The 17,462-nt window shown below is 50.4% G+C and carries 12 protein-coding genes and 1 tRNA gene; 4 read left to right on the top strand and 9 right to left on the bottom strand.

Annotation, left to right across the window (positions count from 1 at the left end; genetic code table 11):
• Positions 1-14: 14 nt before the first annotated feature.
• The 5 genes from PRZ02_RS00255 to radA form a co-directional block, all read right to left on the bottom strand.
• Positions 15-767, bottom strand: coding sequence for a D-aminoacyl-tRNA deacylase (locus tag PRZ02_RS00255; protein ID WP_449463859.1), 753 nt, complete (start codon positions 765-767; stop codon positions 15-17).
• Between the two features lie 81 nt (positions 768-848).
• Entirely contained in the window at positions 849-2,168 is a 1,320-nt protein-coding gene (locus tag PRZ02_RS00250; RefSeq protein ID WP_449463858.1) for a methionine adenosyltransferase, read from the bottom strand.
• Positions 2,169-2,257: 89 nt separating this feature from the next.
• Positions 2,258-2,740, bottom strand: a complete 483-nt coding sequence (locus PRZ02_RS00245; protein ID WP_449463857.1) for a RidA family protein — start codon at positions 2,738-2,740, stop codon at positions 2,258-2,260.
• 35 nt (positions 2,741-2,775) lie between these two features.
• Positions 2,776-5,373: a DNA-directed DNA polymerase I gene (locus PRZ02_RS00240; protein ID WP_449463856.1), complete on the bottom strand. Its 2,598-nt coding sequence runs from the start codon at positions 5,371-5,373 to the stop codon at positions 2,776-2,778.
• Between the two features lie 68 nt (positions 5,374-5,441).
• Entirely contained in the window at positions 5,442-6,455 is a 1,014-nt protein-coding gene (radA, locus tag PRZ02_RS00235) for a DNA repair and recombination protein RadA (RefSeq protein ID WP_449463855.1), read from the bottom strand.
• Between the two features lie 121 nt (positions 6,456-6,576).
• Here radA and PRZ02_RS00230 point away from each other — a divergent pair.
• The 3 genes from PRZ02_RS00230 to PRZ02_RS00220 all read left to right on the top strand — a co-directional run bounded on the left by PRZ02_RS00230 (position 6,577) and on the right by PRZ02_RS00220 (position 8,605).
• Positions 6,577-6,651, top strand: a tRNA-Glu gene (locus tag PRZ02_RS00230).
• 83 nt (positions 6,652-6,734) lie between these two features.
• Positions 6,735-7,214, top strand: coding sequence for a hypothetical protein (locus PRZ02_RS00225; protein WP_449463854.1), 480 nt, complete (start codon positions 6,735-6,737; stop codon positions 7,212-7,214).
• A 128-nt stretch (positions 7,215-7,342) separates the two neighbouring features.
• Positions 7,343-8,605, top strand: coding sequence for a sugar phosphate nucleotidyltransferase (locus tag PRZ02_RS00220; RefSeq protein WP_449463853.1), 1,263 nt, complete (start codon positions 7,343-7,345; stop codon positions 8,603-8,605).
• Between the two features lie 26 nt (positions 8,606-8,631).
• Here PRZ02_RS00220 and PRZ02_RS00215 read toward each other — a convergent pair whose 3' ends face one another.
• Complete coding sequence (locus PRZ02_RS00215) at positions 8,632-10,452, bottom strand: CTP synthase (RefSeq protein WP_449463852.1); 1,821 nt, start codon at positions 10,450-10,452, stop codon at positions 8,632-8,634.
• Positions 10,453-10,831: 379 nt separating this feature from the next.
• On the opposite strand from PRZ02_RS00215, the gene PRZ02_RS00210 reads away from it, so the two are divergent.
• Positions 10,832-13,225 carry a valine--tRNA ligase gene (locus tag PRZ02_RS00210; RefSeq protein WP_449463851.1) on the top strand — a complete coding sequence of 798 codons (2,394 nt, stop codon included), beginning with the start codon at positions 10,832-10,834 and terminating at the stop codon, positions 13,223-13,225.
• Here PRZ02_RS00210 and PRZ02_RS00205 read toward each other — a convergent pair.
• From PRZ02_RS00205 to gatD, 3 genes are all read right to left on the bottom strand, one after another.
• Positions 13,215-14,138 (bottom strand): hypothetical protein, encoded by a 924-nt coding sequence (locus PRZ02_RS00205; RefSeq protein ID WP_449463850.1) that lies wholly within the window; start codon positions 14,136-14,138, stop codon positions 13,215-13,217. The genes PRZ02_RS00210 and PRZ02_RS00205 overlap by 11 nt on opposite strands.
• Before the next feature lie 179 nt (positions 14,139-14,317).
• Complete coding sequence (locus PRZ02_RS00200; RefSeq protein WP_449463849.1) at positions 14,318-16,057, bottom strand: hypothetical protein; 1,740 nt, start codon at positions 16,055-16,057, stop codon at positions 14,318-14,320.
• A gap of 37 nt (positions 16,058-16,094) precedes the next feature.
• Positions 16,095-17,462 (bottom strand): Glu-tRNA(Gln) amidotransferase subunit GatD, encoded by a 1,368-nt coding sequence (gene gatD / locus PRZ02_RS00195; protein WP_449464414.1) that lies wholly within the window; start codon positions 17,460-17,462, stop codon positions 16,095-16,097.

The following is a 17,462-nucleotide window of genomic DNA, read 5'->3' as shown; positions in this document are numbered from 1 at the left end:
CCACGGCAATGCCTTCAGGCCCGAAGCGCAGGAAGCCCACGCCTAGCAGCAACATCGAGTACTTTTTGTCTCACTTCTCCCTTAACTCCCTTCCAATCAAGCAGAAGGGCACTTGTATTACCGTTGGCTTTAAGGACCACGTCGATCACTCTCTCAGGATCGTTCTCCTCCAGTATGGACCCCTGCACTATGTGCCCAACCGCTACGTTGCTCTTGAGAACGTATTTGGTTATGTTTGGAGCATAGTGAGGACCTCCAAGTCCGAGCACCGGTCTAAACTGCTTCCAGTTTCCACAATTTCTGAGCACCTCAGCTATGCCTTCAGCCACAACCCTGGCGTGCTCCGGAACTGACCACTGAGAGGGGCCGCTGCCAAGCTCGGCGAAGAAAGACGGCACTTTTAGGTCAGAAGGGCCATGATGAGTTACCTCATAAGTTACTTGAAACTCCGGTGAGGCTAATCTCTTCATGGTTTCCAGCGCAACACGCATGGGTAATGGAGCCGATACCGATACTTCATACGGAACTCCGCCGAACGGCGCTTCGCTACCAGGATTACCGCTCACATGAACCGTAAACGATGGCAGTTTACCCACGTGCTTAGAGGCAAAAACCACCAGGTCTGCCCGCGGAACGTCTGGGCTCTTCAGATCGATAAGGTCTTTTTCAACGGCTACTATTGGCGCATTTGGTATAAGCTGCCGCAACTGAGATGTTATGTTTATACCCGCTTCGTCATTCGTAGAAAAAACCACAACGCACCCCATGCGTGCATCACCCCGCCAAACGGTGAGACCCTACGACCTCAGCGATGCACAAGCTACCTCGGATCCCTTGCTTATGGTGATCTAGGCCCTCAGTTCCGGTGCGGCCATCCATTTCTCTATATAGCGATCGGTCTTGTTGTTTGTTATGTCGTCTATAAAAGCGGGCATGGCGTCAAGCCGCTTACCGATGACCTCTTTCACCTCTTCTCTTATGGATTCCGCCGTAAGGCCCGGCCTCATGATCAATTGGGCGGTAACGCTCTTAGGAGAGTTAACTGGCCGCCCTATCTGGCTCACCATCCACACGTATACCTCTTCCAATCCCTTCTCAAAGAACTGGGAGTATATGTCACGCGCCATGTCAAAGGACAGTATGTTATAAATCAAACCCACGTGACTGACGGTATTCTTGCCAGCAGCTGCCTCATTGCTTGCAGGCCTATTCAGCGATATTATTCCGTCAACCCTGTTACCCCTGCCGACCTCACCGGAATCGGCGTCTTCCGCGGACGTGCCCGTAACCGTAAGGTAAACGCCGTTAAGCCCCTTGCCTCTCCTGTCAAGCGCGTTGAGGGAGAACTCGAGCTCCTCCCCTTCAAGAAACTCAGACTTTATGTATTCCTCTACTTCAGACTTGAGCTTCTCCTTCTTATTGAAGTAGTCGTCCTCGCTTTTGACGTACCTATCGACGAAGGCAACTGCAGCGGTTATGTCGAACTTGTTCTTCTTTCTTATGGTCATCACCTTTATGTCTTCACCGACCTCCGGATGCTCCTGCTTGAAGGCCTTGGAGTTCAGGTGCCTTTCCAATAAGTAGGTCATGCGCTCAGATTTCGTCAACGGAGCGTAACCGACTGTGGCCGAAGTGTCGTTAGCCTTAGGAATTTCGCCCTTCTCCGAGTACTTTATTGTGGTGCTGTTCTTTACCTTCATTTTCTCGTTCAATATGTACGAAAGCTCTTTAGATCCCTGCTCGATCTCCACCTGGTAAACGATGTCGGAATCGGGGTCAAGGATCTGGTGAAGGGAATTGAGGTTTTCCCTTATCCACTTCTTAGCCGAGGATATCCCTATCTCTCCAACGTCGATCGTCTCTTCTCCCGCGCTCCATGTTGCCCTATCTCCAAGTATGAACAACATGGGTTTTATGATCTTTCCTCCTCCCCAGTTCTGCTCAGCTCTGCCTGCTCTTAGAAATGCCTTATCCACGTTATAATGGTAAATATCATTGAATTTCTTCCAATAGGCGGCCGCAAGCTGGTGTGAAAACTCCTCAACAACGCCGTCGCATATGGTATCAGGGTGCCCTATTCCCTTCCTTTCCACCACTTCTAGCGGTTGAGCGTAAAGCGGAGTCTGCTTCAGCTCCTCGATAAGCAGTTCATCACTTCCAGATGACATGTTACTAGAAACAGCGCGTCCCTAAATAAATTTTTTTATCGATAAAACGTCTAAAAGGTAGCCCCCTGCCCATCACGGACGCTGGAGATCTAGGACCTCACCAAGGCGATCAACGCTATTTCGGTAGCCGCGTTCAAAGGAAGGGAACTAACACCTACGGCAAACCTGGAATGTTTCCCCTTTTCTCCAAAGACTTCAACAAGCAGATCGGACGCGCCGTTAACCACTTTGGCTTGCTCGGTAAACTCAGGATCCGAGTTGACGAACCCCTCCACGCGAACTATCCCCTGCACCGCATCAAGTGACCCCGCCGCTGTCCTGAGCACAGACAAGGCATTAATAGCACAGAGCTTAGCGGACTGAATACCTTGGTCAACGGTCAAATCTCTCGGAAGCTTGCCAGCGTACTTTACTTTGCCGTTTTCCAGCGGCAGCTGGCCAGAAACGTATATCAAACGGGAAGACCTCAAATCCTCTTCCTTCAGGGCAAAATAAGGCGCGTAACTGGCCAAGGCAGATGGTGGTGCGGGTAGCGATATCCCAAGTTGACGAAGCCTCTCTTCAACGCTCATATGAGAGTTCCAGCGCCTCTTTTAACTGTAACGCCTCACTTAAACTGTATAAAGGAGGAAAGATCAGTAACGCCTATTATCTCGTCAAAGCTCAGGCCCAAAGCGTCCAGTATTTGCTCGAGGGTACTTCTCAGGCTTTCTATGTACTTATCTAAGTCTATCTCATCTACCGACGCGAGCTCCGTGGGTTTCACGCCCTCACCTCCTCTCACCTTAACGAACGAGATCACCTCTCCAGGGCCGAGTGGCTTCCCCGTCACGGCGACGTACATACGCGCCGCTTTCACGTGCTGAGGAGTGGTCTTGGTATACGTCGAAAGGTTTTTGTTAAGCATCATATTGAAAGAGACCTCCTCCAAGGAGAATTGCTTGTTCTTTATCCTGGTATATACGTCCTTTACTATCTTCTTGATGTCCTGCTTAGCTGACTCAAACTCCTTTTCATCCTTCACGCTAGCCAATACCTGAAGTATCTGAGAAAACGCCTTCTTAACGATTTCTGGCGTGTTTCTCTTCTTGCCCAATAGACCTTTAACATCCACTTGACCCGAAGGCGTGACCCCGAGGTAATTTTTCTTCAGCTCGGAAAAGACCACGTACCTGTACCTCTTGTCCACCTCGAGCCCTATCCTTAGGGTTTTTTCTGCCCATTGCGATAATTGCTCAAGCTGTTCCTCGGCCGGCTTATAAAGGAAAACGCTATCGGTATCGCCGTAAAGGACCCTAATGCCCATGTCCTGAGCCTTCTTTGTCGTTTGCGTTATGGCGTACCTCCCCATGGCTGTTGTTGCCTCTGCTACCGAAGGAGTGTAGAGTGGAAACGTCTCAGCTCCAAGAACCCCATATGAGGCGTTTATGAAGACCTTCAAAGCCCTCTGGACAACGTCGTACCACACCTTCGCTTGAGGATCGGTCGCCTCCTTAGCCTTTTTCTTAAACCACTTGATCCTAAAGTCCCTTATGAGACCCACATAAGTCGAAAAGATGCCCTGCCAAATTGTGCACACCCAGTGATCGGTTCCCGGTATCTTGTTCGACCTACACTGAGGATGAGGGCAGTCAATGGTCTCGTAGGATAAATTGTATTCCTTAATTATCGAGGGGTACAGCGAACCGAAGTCCATGACAGCCACGTCAAAGTAAACACCCGTAGTTGGCTTGATGACTATGGCACCTTGGTATTTCTTGCCCTTGATGATCGCCTTGCTCTGAACCGTTCCCTTAACGGCCAGGTCGCTCTGATTAGGGATTAGGTAGTTCTTTTCGCGATGCGCCGCGAAGATGGCGCTCCTGGTCCACCCGCTTATACCAAGCCTCACGACCTCCTCTATGGAAAGCCTGGAGATCCTCATTATCAAGAATATTAGCTTCATAACCAAGGAGTCTTGAAATGTAGTAAGCTCAAGGGTGATCTCGGCGTCGTTGAAGTTATAGGCTGAAAGCTGGCCCGTGGTAAGCCCATGCAGAGCAGGAGGCACGACGATCTTTCCTTTCTTAAGCAGCGCCTTCGTTATCTCATCGAGCGTGAAACCCTTGTATGCGCCTCCGAATGCATAAATCTGTATGGCGGCGTTCTTAAAGAACTTATAGAGGTCTAGGTGCCATCCATTGGTAATGTAAGCCTGATCCCTGCTCAGCGAAATGGGGATTTGCTCCTTCTTAAAGCCAAGGTTAAGAGCACGGTGATAAAGGTAGCTAAGGTCAAAGTTATCACCGTTAAAGGTTAGCAGAAGAGGATATTCTTCCATGGTCTTGAAGGTCTTCCTGAGAAGCTCAGCCTCATCGTCAACCTCTTCCACCACAACGTCACTAGGAAGGTCTGCAGACTCTCCTCTCGGAAGTTCAGCCTCATCACGCATTAGAAGATAAACCACCTTTCTTCCATCGCTTCCCGAGAAGGCCGTAGATATAACCGCAAACTTTGCCTCCTCAGGATTCGGAACCAGGTTCTCCCTAGGCGTATAAACCTCTATATCAAGAGCTGCCCTCTTGATGTCAGGAGCTGCAGATATGAGCAAGGGGAAGTACTTGAAAGCCTGAGCCACGTAATCTTCTGTCTCTCCCTCGAAGATCTTTCTCAGCTGCAGCTCTTCGTCTGGAGTAAGATCATTAGGATATGGCCTTATGCTTCCATCGTAAACCATGTAAGGCATGCCCGGCAAAAGCCCGTTGTCGTACGTATAGCAACTGGTATACCTTATCTTCGCTTCCCAGACCCTTGGCAATATTTCCCTGAAGGAGTTTGGCTTACCCCCTATGGCAAGAGGATCACTAGCCATGAGCTTGGTCAGCTGAAGGTACTCACCTGTTAGGGCGTTGTACTTCCTAACCCTTATGGCATCCACGAACTCCTTGCTCTTGGCAATTTGGGGTATTTCTTTGATCTTGTCTGGTGGCACGTCCGTTATGAGGTAAGGCTTGTGGTTTGTCCGATCGTAGTAGGCGTAGACGTTCCCGTCCTCGTCCACGAGCTTCATGTAGGCCTTGCCCTTTTGGGCATCGTACTCGACGGAAAGGAGGTACACTTTTTTTCCTTCCGGAGGCTCGGGCAAGGCCTCCCCATAGCGAATGACCTCGCCCTCCTCCCTTTCCTCCTGCTCATAAATTTCTTCCTCTTCCGCCTCCTCTTCCATAAGGTGGTTGGGCCATAGAAGATAAACCTGACCTATGAAAGGGCAGGCCTCTCAAGATCAAAATTGATCTATTTCTTCGGATCCCTTATTCCCTGTGGGGTTATCTCAAATACCGCCTCCCCTTCCGGAAGGTAAGAGCTGTCGACTAGGTGCGCTATCCTAAGACCTCCCTTGCTTCTCCTCAGGTTGATCCTATTGTTAGGCCCATGCATCATTATGTTACCACCGGCCGACGTGTTCGGGTTTCCAAAGAAGACATCAGGCCTCGACATTATCTGGTTGGTGACAACGACCGCTATGTTGTAAACGTCCGCTAGATTTGTGAGGTCATGGAGATGCCTGTTGAGCTTCTGCTGCCTATCGGCCAAGTGCTCTCTTCCCTGGAATTGCTTGGAGCTCCTAAAGAAGCCTATGACACTATCCACAACGACAAGCTTCGTGTTCCACGCCTTTATGGTATTATCTGGATCCATGAGTATTTTCTCAACTGTAGCCATTTGATCGTCTGTGGCCCGTGCCACGTAAACCCTTGTTCTTTTAAGTGCTTCATCGGGATCCAGGCCCGCAGCCGCGGCAACTTCTCTGAACCTCTTGGGATTAAACGTCTTTTCCGAGTCAATTATAAACGGATTTCCATCCAGTCCGCCCTTCTCCTTCGGGAGCATTACGTTAACGGCCAGCTGTATGGCCAGTTGAGTTTTTCCTGATCCACCCTCCCCATAAAACTCCGTGACCTCCCCGACAGGCACACCCCCTCCAAGAAGGTCATCAAGAGCCGAGGAACCCGTGGTTATCTTTCCCCTATTCTGAACCATCTTCTCCAAGTCATCAGCGGTTATTATCTGTATGTTCAGCTTCTCCCTTGCCGAATTTATTATCTTATGGCACATGGCAACGCTAAGGCCCGTTGCCGCGGAGAGTTCCTCTGCAGAAGCGATTGAAAGGCTTTCATAAGACGTGTAATCGTTTTCATAAAGGCGGAGGGCCGTCGCCTCCCCCACTCCATCGAGCTCCATAAGCTTCTTGATTATGGGGCTATCCTCAGGCACTTCTATGCCCTCGTCGCCTTCGTTCTCGCTCATTTTCACTTAATATCACGTACTTACTATTAAGGAATTATGGGGTGTGCTGAAAGTGACGCTCGTATCACTTGTTCTTCCAGATGGCATGCAAAGCTTATATCGATACAAGTATTTTGAAATTGCCTCGGTGGTATAGCCCGGTCAAGTATGGCGGCCTCTCGAGCCGCAGACCCGAGTTCAAATCTCGGCCGAGGCATACTTCGTGATCTTTTACACATTTGTGTGAGATAAAAAGCGTGAAGTTTATTCGCCACCGGCTGATTTAAAGCGATCACAGCAGTGAGCGAAGACAAGGAACTGATAAAAAAGGTCGTCGAAAAGGCGGTCCAAGAGGGGGTACCGCCAGAGATCGCAAGAGGGGTGGTTGAGGGGAACTGGGATGACTGGAAGAACGAGTTCAACCTTGAGGGTGACAAGGAAAAAGTGATAGGTCTCATCGTTAAGGAGGTTAAAAAAATATATCTCAGCGCCATAAACTCCGATACATACGGCGAGATAGCAGAGCAGCACAATCCCTACATGGAGCGCTTTCCCATAAGTTACTCAGATAATGGGCTTTCAAGAAAGACTATCGAGGGACTCAACGCCATAGCAAAGGACCTAGACTACGAGCTAGGCCAGATCACGTCAATGAGCAAGAGCGAGCTGCTGTCAAGGGTAAAAGAACTCATAAGCAAAGCAAAAGACATGGACAACGAGTACGCAGTAGAATGGCTCGAAAGCCTCATGGAACAACTGCTGAATACCCGAACTTTTTGACCCTATTATCGGGAGCTTTTTGACCTTACCAGGGAAGGCATGAATGAGCATCACTAACTTAAGAAAGAGGGTTTCTTGCTATATTAAGTCCCAAAGAGGTTAAATGCTGACGCACGTATTTATATGAGTTGGGTGAGCCCTGCGACACGGATAGGTTGAGGGTTATAATTCCGGTCGGGGGTCAAGCGCTTAGGCTAAGACCTCTAACAGCCGAAGTATCGAAGGCGGTCATTAGACTTCTCAACCGCCCCATCGTTGAGATAGCTATGGCCAATCTCGCGCGTCAAGGCGTAAAAAACTTCATATTCGGGGTGAAGGGCTACGTGAATTACAAGAGCCTGTTTGACTACTTTGGTGACGGGAGGGGGTTCTCTTCCTATTATGCCATAGAGCCAAGAGCTCACATAAAGTACCAGCCGAGAGTTGATGACGTGGGCAATGCCGACTCCGTGAGGATAAATATGGATTATTATGATATAACCGATCCCGTCGTTGGAGTGCAGGGAGACAACATATTTGATGTAGACATAAAGGAGCTGATCAAGTTCCACGAACAAAAGGACGCCGTAATGACCATAGGGGTGACTGCCGTCGACGACGTCTCAGAGTACGGGGTTGCCAAACTCGATAAGGACATGAGGGTAATGGGATTTGTTGAAAAGCCTAAAAAGGAGGAAGCACCATCAAACCTCATAAATACTGGGGTTTACTTTTTAAGCCCTAAGATAAGGGAAATCTTCCAAGAGGAGCAAGTTAAAAACATGATAAAGGCGGGGCGCTTGGACTTCGGTCTGGACTTCATACCTTACTTACTGAAAAGAGACTACCCGATTTACGCGTACCCTATCAGAGGTCAGTGGTACGACATAGGGAGCCCAAATAAGTACCTGGAAACGATGCAAAAACTCCTTAAGGTTGAAGAGCCTTGGCTCCCAAAAGGAAACCAGATTGCGGCTGACGCGTCCGTTTGGGTACAAGGTGAAAGCGCTGAATCAATTAAAAGGGCAAAGGAGATCGAGAATAAGATAAAGATGGGGAAGATTAAGGTTGAAGGATCCGTTTTGATAGGCAGGCACTGCTCCATAGGAGATAACGTTTACATCAAAGACTCTTCCATAGATAACTATACCATAATAGGAGATGGATCTGTGATAGAGAACTCGGCTATCATGGATCGTGTATTCATCGGTAAAGCTGCACAGATCCGCGATAGCATCGTGGGAAGGCACGCGGAAATTCTCTCCTCCGAAACGGCACAAACAAAGATAATGGGTGTTAGCGTGATTGCAGATGACGTAAGGGTGGGCGAAGGAGTTAGCCTGATAGCCACAAAGATATATCCACATGAGATCATTCCGCCCAAGCGCATAATGGTCGAAGAAGTTGTGTGAACTATTTAGCCATAAAGGACGGCGCTTCACATCGCTTGGCAACCGCAGGGGACGTTCGCCTTGCCGCCGCGAGCGCGAGCGGCTTGATCGCTGGAGGGCGCACCGGCAACGGGCTCCTCTACGGTTAGAGGTTCGTGGAACTTCCGTGAGGGGGCTCTCGTTTCCTTAAGGGGACTTCCGTTCCCCTCCCCCTTGACTATCGCTGAGGTAAAGAAAGCAAAGGCTCGCCTCAAGGCGCCTGCGCTTTCTGAATTCAGCACCTTATCGTGCCGGGCAGCAGCTTCAAGAAAGGCCAAATAAGGAGGGGAGGGCCTCATAGGCCTACTGTTAAACTCTGGGTGGAACTGCGTTCCAACGAAAAACGGAAGCGATGGGTCCTCTATGGCCTCGACTCTCTTTCCCTCGTAGTCAAACGCCGAAAAAACCAGACCTGCTGCTTGAAGTGCCTCCCAGTACTTTGGATTGACCTCGTATCTGTGCCTATGCCTTTCCCTTGGATCTCTTCCTCCGTACATAGCAAACAGCTTTGTATCCTTAATGAGCCTTATGTTTGACCCTCCTAACCTCATGGTTCCACCCATGTCCTTCAAGTTCTTCTGCTCTGGAAGCAGATCTATCACGGGATCTGGTGTGTTTGGATCGAGCTCGGTGCTGTTCGCCTTAAGCCCCAGCTTTTCTCTTGCGAATTCCACCACTGCGAGCTGCATACCGAAACAGATGCCCAAGAAGGGAAGCTTCAGCTTCCGCGCTTCGGCTATCGAGGTTATCATACCCTCGCTTCCTCTCTTACCAAAGCCGGGAAGCACCATCACGCCGTTCAGGTCCGGAAATCCCGAGAGACCATTACCCTTTTCCACCTCCTCAGCATCTATCCAAACGAGTTCAGGCTCAAAACCCAATCTCGCCCCAGCGTGCTTGAGCGCCTCCACTATACTGACGTAAGCGTCCCTCAGCTTAACGTACTTTCCCACCATTCCGATTTTGGGACCTTTTTGCAGGCCCGTGAAGGTTGATGAAAGCTTAAGCGGAAGGTCGCTTTCCCATAAGGACTTCAAGCTAAACTGTCCCAGTATTATGTCCCTAAATCCCTGCGATTCAAGCAAAAGCGGGACTTGATAAATAGAGGGCATATCAGGAACTCTTATAACTCTTTCAACGGGCAGCGACGAAAACAGCGCAAGCTTTGCCCTTTCTTCATCACCGATGGCCCTAGGTGAACGGGCAACGAGCACATCAGGCTGTATCCCTATCTCCCTGAGGGCCTGAACCGAGTGCTGGGCAGGCTTTGTCTTGCTCTCGCCAGTGCTTTCCAAATACGGGACGTAAGCCACGTGAACAAAAAACGCATCTTTTCCCAGCTCCAACTTCATCTGCCGCAGGGCCTCTAAAAAAGGCAGCCCCTCTATGTCTCCTACGGTCCCTCCTACCTCAACTATGAAGAAATCCGCGCCCGACTTTGTGGCTACTGTCCTTATTTTTTCCTTTATATTATCTGTCACATGTGGGATTACCTGAACGCATTCTCCGAGGTAATCTCCCCTCCTTTCTTTCTCAATCACTTCCCTGTAAACGATTCCCGTCGTAAGGTTGTTCTCCTTACCCATGTTCTTATCGAGAAAGCGCTCATAAGTACCCAGATCAAGATCGGTTTCCCCTCCGTCATCCGTCACGAACACTTCTCCATGGCGATAAGGATTCATCGTACCCGCATCTACATTAAGGTAAGGATCAATCTTCATCATGGATACCTTAAAGCCAGCAGAGGAGAGCAACATACCGGTTGATGCAGATACAACCCCCTTACCAAGCCCGCTCATAACTCCACCTGTGACGAATATGTACCGCATATCCACTTTACGGTTACAGATTTAGGCTTATCCCGGGAACCCCTCTCACTCACGCGAACTACTCAAAGCCATAAAGGACGGCGCTTCACATCGCTTGGCAACCGCAGGGGACGCTCGCCTTGCCGCCCGCACGCGCGAGCGGCTTGATCGCTGGAGGGCGCACCGGCAACGGGCTCCTCTACGGTTAGAGGTTCGTGGAACTTCCGTGAGGGGGCTCTCGTTTCCTTAAGGGGACTTCCGTTCCCCTCCCCCTTGACTATCGCTGAGGTAAGAGAATCTGTTCTGTTAACCGAGTAACTTAGCATGCCGCCACGAACCATGACCTCAATGCGACATGCTTAAGCGCAAGAGCCTAAAAAAACTGTGAGCTTTAGTGACGTTGCCATCTCGCTATGACCATACGGTATCCGAGCCAAAGTGGCAAAGCTACTGGCTGAGGTCGGACGTCTACGAGCAAGGGTTCGCTTTCAAGCCCGAATCAGGAAAACCCATATACGTTATAGATACGCCTCCACCCTTCACAAGCGGAGAACCACACATGGGCACGGTGTACTTCACTATGATAGTGGACACGCTTGCGAGATACAAGAGGATGAAGGGATATACCGTGCTTCTTCCCCAAGGGTGGGACACACATGGCCTTCCCACAGAGCTGCAGGTCCAATATAACCTAAAGATCAGCAAGGACAACCCAGATGCCTTCAGGCAAGCGTGCAGGGATTGGACAAAGAAAACAATAAAGTCCATAAAAGATGGCATGATAGCTGTGGGCTACAGGCCCGACTGGGAAAAGTACGAATACAGTACCGATGAAGATCGCTACATCAAGGCAGTCCAGCTTTCCCTTATAGATATGTTCGAAAAAGGGCTCATATACAGGAAACGGTTTCCCGTGTACTGGTGCCCTCACTGCAACACGGTAGTTTCTCAGGCTGAGGTCGGTTACGTGGAAAGGGATGGGTCGCTTGCCTTCATCAAGTTCAAGGCCGCATCTTTAGATGGAAGAGACGTTCAGGTAGCCACAACGAGACCAGAGTTGCTCTTCGCGTGCGTCGCGGTGCTCGTTCACCCATCTGATGAGAGGTACAAGGACGTCGTGGGAAAGGAAGTAATAGTCCCACTAGCAGAGAGGCCAGTAAGAGTTATGGCCGATGAGGCAGTCGACCCGAAGTTTGGGACGGGAGCCGTAATGGTAGCCACGTTCGGCGATGAACAAGACATAAAGTGGCAGATCAAATATGACCTGCCGATAATTGAGGTCATCGATGAAAAGGGAACGCTGAAGAACTCTGGCGAGCTATCAGGCTTGAGCATTGCAGATGCAAGGAAGAAAGCGTTTGAAATGCTCAAACAAAGAAACGAGTTGGTTGACTTAAAGCCCTTCAGGCATAACGTCCTGTCCCACACCGAGAGGCAGAACTGCATGACACCAATCGAGTTCCTATCCAGATATCAGTTCATGGCGAAGATGGTGGACGTAAAGGATGATGTGCTAAGGGCTGCAGAGTCCATGAAGTGGCACCCTCAGCTCATGTTGGATAGGGTTCGGGCTTGGCATTCGGCGCTGGAGTGGGACTGGGTAATATCCAGACAGCGCCTTTTTGGTACTCCTCTTCCTTTTTGGGTATGCAAGGATTGCGGTTCCCTTATACCAGCCCGGCGTGAGGACCTTCCAGTCGACCCAAGAAAGAATGCTCCGCCCGTAAATAAGTGTCCTGTCTGCGGTTCTACAAACTTAGTTGGAGTGGAGGACGTAGCAGACGGTTGGGTCGACTCGAGCATAACCCCGCTCTTTGTAACCGGGTTCTTTGACAACAATTCGCTTTTCAAAAGGGCCTATCCAGTTGACGTTAGACAACAAGGATATGAGATAATTAGGACATGGTTCTGGTACAGCGCCTATAGGGGCATAGTCCTTGCTGGAAAGGCGCCGTTCAAGAGCGTGCTCATCAACGGCATGATCTTGGCCCCAGATGGAAGACCCATGAGCAAGTCGCGCGGAAACGCCATCAACGCTATACAAACGGCAAAAGAACAAGGCGCGGACTCCCTAAGGTACGCCCTTCTCTCGCTAACTGTGGGTGCCGACTTTCCCTTCCACTGGGAAGCTGTTAAGAGGGGAAAGGCCCTACTTCAAAAGCTTTGGTCCGCCTTCCGCCTCATATCTACATGGTCCGTCGAGCCCGTGCAAAACTCCCCCCCGTCTAACTCTCCCATTGATAATTGGATAATGAAGAGGCTCTCTGAAACGGAAAAGACTTACTCAGAGGCCATGGACGACTATAGATTTAACGATGCCCTTGACTCGCTTGTCCAATTCTTCTGGCACGATGTGTGTGATAATTATCTGGAGATTGCAAAACCCAGGATGAGTAGCGGGGATAAAGAATGCGCTTTTGTTCTGGGATTCACTTTTGACTCGCTGCTTAGGCTGTTCTCGCCCTTTCTTCCTCACATAACAGAAGAGATCTATCAGGACCTGAAATGGGGGGACAAGCTAACCGTGCACGCGCTAGAATGGCCAAAGGAACCAGTGTTTAGGGAGGATTTAGCCTCTGAAGGCGCGAAGGAGGTCCAAATAATAGCGGAGGTTAGGTCTGCTAAGGCTGCGAAGGGGCTGCCCTTAGGACAATGGGTCGAAAGGGCTGAGATAAGTGCCGACCTAACTGGGATTTCCAGCGTTCCCAATCTCGAAAGGATGATAGGCGATGTCTTAAGGATTAAAAGCGTGACGGTACAACAGGGAAGCTTTTCGGCTACGTTCAAGCCATAGCCTGCGATAGGATAACCATTATTTTTTGTAGGTCATGAGATGGAACGGATATTGATGCGGCCTTGGCATGGCCTCCTCCCTCGAGCCCAAACTGGGCTGCCAGCGTCCTGCAAAAAGCTCCCACATCAAATAACCCATCACTCCTGAATACAAGATCGGTCCACTCTTCCTTCATCGTAGCGCAGACACCAACGCCCTTTCCGAAATACTTCATGGCATAGAAGGCGGCCTTGCCCGCGTAGCCTATTATTGGGGGATTTTCCACTAAGGCATAACCACTAAGAGCTTTACCATGAGATTTCACGTAGTCATATATCTCGTACTCATGCCTTAGGCCTACCATTGCCAGCTCATCCACGCCATGCACGTAGCCTGGCCGGACGTGCTCTGCCAAAGCCCTTGCTAGCCTCGCGGAAAAAGGCGGGTCATGTCTTTCTGAAAGCGCGTAACCGATCATTGCCGCCTCGTAATAAACGGTCCTTTTGTCATGTCTAGATAGGATATCTCTTACGGTCGGCGTATCATCCATGTAATCCCCTATGGAGCCGTAAGCTGCCAGCAGTTCGGCCTTCTCGTCGCCATAATACCTAAACGCTATTTCCGATGCAGATGCCGAGAGGTCATAAAGGAACTCGACAAACGAAAGATCTGATGGCTTTACGCCCACTGGTAAAGGGTGATGATCTATATAATGTATCTTGTACTTCGACGCGAGTTCTTCCATCTCGTTAACGTTCCTTGGAATTGCTATGTCGGCTATAGCTATCTCGGATCCCTCAGGTATCGAGGAAAAAATCCTTAATAGCTCCCTTGGCCCTGAGGTCAGTATTCTGGCGCCTGGCGAGAACCTCTCAAGGATGGCAGCCGAGCACACGCCATCCTCATCACCGTGCACTATGAGGTAATCGAACAACTCATGTCTACTAGACTTGGCGAAGCTTATAATTCTTTGTGCGCGTAAGTCGCGCCTTAAGGGGACGTCTAGTAAAACGGATAACCTACCAATTTAAGTGCTTAAAATCGCGCTGTTCCAAGTAAGCCATTTAGCGTTCACCGTTCAGGGCTTTCAGAGGGGTTATTTAGAAACAAAGTTCAGGACCTACCAGAAGAGGTCGAAAGCGCTTTCTCCAGCGCCTTCTTTACCTCTTCGGATACCTTTTTTCCATCCACTTTTCCCCTTACAGACCTCATCACGTCGCCCATCACGGCACCGTACGCGCCCATACCCTTGCTCTTTACGAGCTGGGCATCCCTTTCCATGACCTCACCGATTATCTTCTGCAGGTCGACTTCGCCTCCCACCAAGGAATCCGCAAGTGCCTTTAGTTGCTCTTCATCGCTTGGCCGCCTCTCGGAGACAAGCTTTAACAATCCCTCTACCGCTTCCTTCGGATAGCCCCCGTCCACAAGTTTTAGAATCGATAACAACTGCCAATCCGCCAGAAGCGAGACTTGGACGCCCTCCCTCTCCAGCGATTTAAGCGTGCCCATGAGTACTGAAGCGACGTAAGCTGGAGGGAGGTGCGTTTCCTTCAAGGCTTTTTCCGCGATCAAACGCAAAGGCGAGACGTAAAGCTCCTCCGCAGAGCTCTGATCCAGCGAGAACCGATGCCTGAGCTCGTTTACAACGACATAATAAGGTGGAGGGACTGGGCCTAAGTCCAAAGAAGGCCTTGAAATGGGGGGAACGTCGGTTTCTGGATACATCCTGGCGCCCCCGGGAAGCGGGCGCGTGTAAATCGTCCTTGCGCCGCTAACCACTGCCCTTGTTTCTTCCGACGGACCTGACAGGATCTCCTTCAAGCGCTCCTCTACAAGGGAGTACTTGCTTTCGATGCCCTCACCAAGCTTTATGACAACGTCGTCTCCTTCTATTTCCATAGACAAAGGCAATATGAAGACCGTTTCCATGTCCCTTATCTCCTGCTCAAGCGTACTGTTTCCAAGTGGGTACGATAAGTACTTCGCACCTCCCTCGATCCTTATGATAGCCCCATTCCGCTTAACAGCGTGGGCAAGCCCTGCCCTTGAAAGCTCAATTAGATCCAGTTGCCTCTTGGCCTCACCCTCTATCACAGCCGGCATACTTCTTAGGTCTTGGGCTCCTTTTATTTCAACCCTCTTTCCTCCTCTAACGCTTACGTTTATGTCCTGCCTTATGGTGCCCAACCCTCTTTTCACCCTACCGGTAGCCCTGAGCGTTAACCCTATGCCCTTGGCGACCTCTGCCACCGCCTCAGGGCTGGCCTCTATGACGTCAGTCCCTATCTCGACAAGCGGTATGCCTAGCCGAGAAAGGCCATACCCCACATCCCCATCCTTCTTCCAAAGGATATTTGCGGCGTCTTCTTCCAGGTTTATGCCTTCCAAGCTCACCCTTAGATCCCCGTCAACGGTAGCCGAGTCAATGTATCCTCCCTTCGATATCATTATGGTCCTTTGAAAAGCACCGGTATTACTGCCATCCGTGATGGTCTTTCTCATGACGTGAAACTCATCGAAAACCCATGAGTGAAAGTAGTGAGCGATCAAAAGCGCGGCCTCCAAGGCCTCACGGTTTATGTCGTGGGGGGGTTCTTCATCAAGCTCCACAAGGCAGCTCTCGCGGGCTACAACGGAATAGTGAAACCTCCTATTCCTTAACTCTTCATAAGTAGCACTCACGTCGTAGTAACCCAGCTCACTGGGAACCGGGTGTTGTTTCCTCACGACCTCCATGATTTCTGGCTCTCCCTTCATGTCAGACGAGCATCCGCAGAATAATTTTCCAGTTTCAAGCTGTTGATGGATCTCTATGCCTACCTTTAGGCCGACCGCTTTCCAGTCGATCATGATTCATTCACGCGCTCCACTTTATGAAATTATGGTTTCATGCCGATCGGTAAAGGAACGCCCTCGGGTCAGAGGTCGGGCTTATCTCGCCAACCATATCGGTCTCCATTAGGCGCTTAACCTCCTTCATGTCTTTTGTGTGCCCGAGCACGAACATGAGCTTAACCAACGCTGCCTCGGGCGTCCAATCGCACTGATCACCTATAACGCCAGCCTCCTTCAGAAGCCTTCCAGCAGCGTAAACGTTCATGTTCACCCTCCCGTATATGGTTTGGGGAGCCATCACCACCGGTATCCCCGAGTTTATCAGTGACCTAATCGAAGGGAGTATGCTCCTAGCGAGCGGGTCGCTCCCGGGATTGGTTGAAGCATGACCTAAACCAGTGCCAGCCAGCACGACACCGTCGTAATACTTTGAGAGAGAAGCGATGAATTCTGGGTTTATCCCCGGGTGAACGTAAATCAACGCGACCCTATCGTCGAGCTGAAGATCAAGCTTAGGCTTACCTTCGCTTCTTTTGGGGTAATCCCTTATGCGTTCAACGATCGGCTTGCTCGAATCCCCCTTCCAGCGAACCCGTGCATAAGGCAAGACGTTTATGCTCCTGAAGGCATCTCTACGTGAGGTGTGCATCTTCCTAACCTTCACTCCCTGGTGAACCAAGCAGTAGTCATCTGACATACTGCCATGCATTACGACGACCACGCCAGCCATGTCGCTCGCGGCAACCGCCACCGAACACTCCAAGTTCATCACGTTGTCGCTCGATCCCCTATCACTGCTCCTCTGAGCTCCAACCAAAGCCACCGGCACTCCCAAGCCCTGAAGCATGAAGCTCAGAGCAGAAGCCGTATAGTGAAGCGTGTCGGTACCATGCGTTATGACCACACCGTCTGCCCCATCGCTTATCTCGTTGTAAACGGTTTGGGCTAAGAGTTTCCAGTGAGACGGACTCATGTCCTCAGAGAGTATGTTGAGTAAAGGGACGCTCCTTATATTAGCAAGCTGCATTATGCCAGGAAAGAAAGATGAGAGCTCCCTAGCCGTAAGCGCGGGAAACACCGCTCCCGTATTGTAGTCGATTCTTGAGGAGATTGTACCTCCCGCGCTTACTATGGTGACGTTTCTAAGGCCTTTTTTCGGCAACTCCTTGGGCTCCTCTCCCGCGCTGATCTCAGGCTCGGCCCCTTTGCTTATCAGCTCTATTTGCGCGCCGTCAGGGAGCACACCTACGTTATATCCGTTATCGAGCTTCACCACGAGCGCCCTGCCGCCCAAAAGGGCGGGTCTCGGCATCAATATGCCCTCAATAACCTGGTCATCCTTTTTTATCCTTATCCGATCCCAAACGGACACACTAGCAGAGCGCAGCAGCTGCACTACGTCCTCGGGATATCCCCCCAT

Source organism: Tardisphaera saccharovorans (assembly GCF_046635845.1).
Classification (GTDB): Archaea; Thermoproteota; Thermoprotei_A; order Marsarchaeales; family UBA168; genus UBA168.
This window is presented reverse-complemented; position numbering and strand designations above follow the sequence as displayed.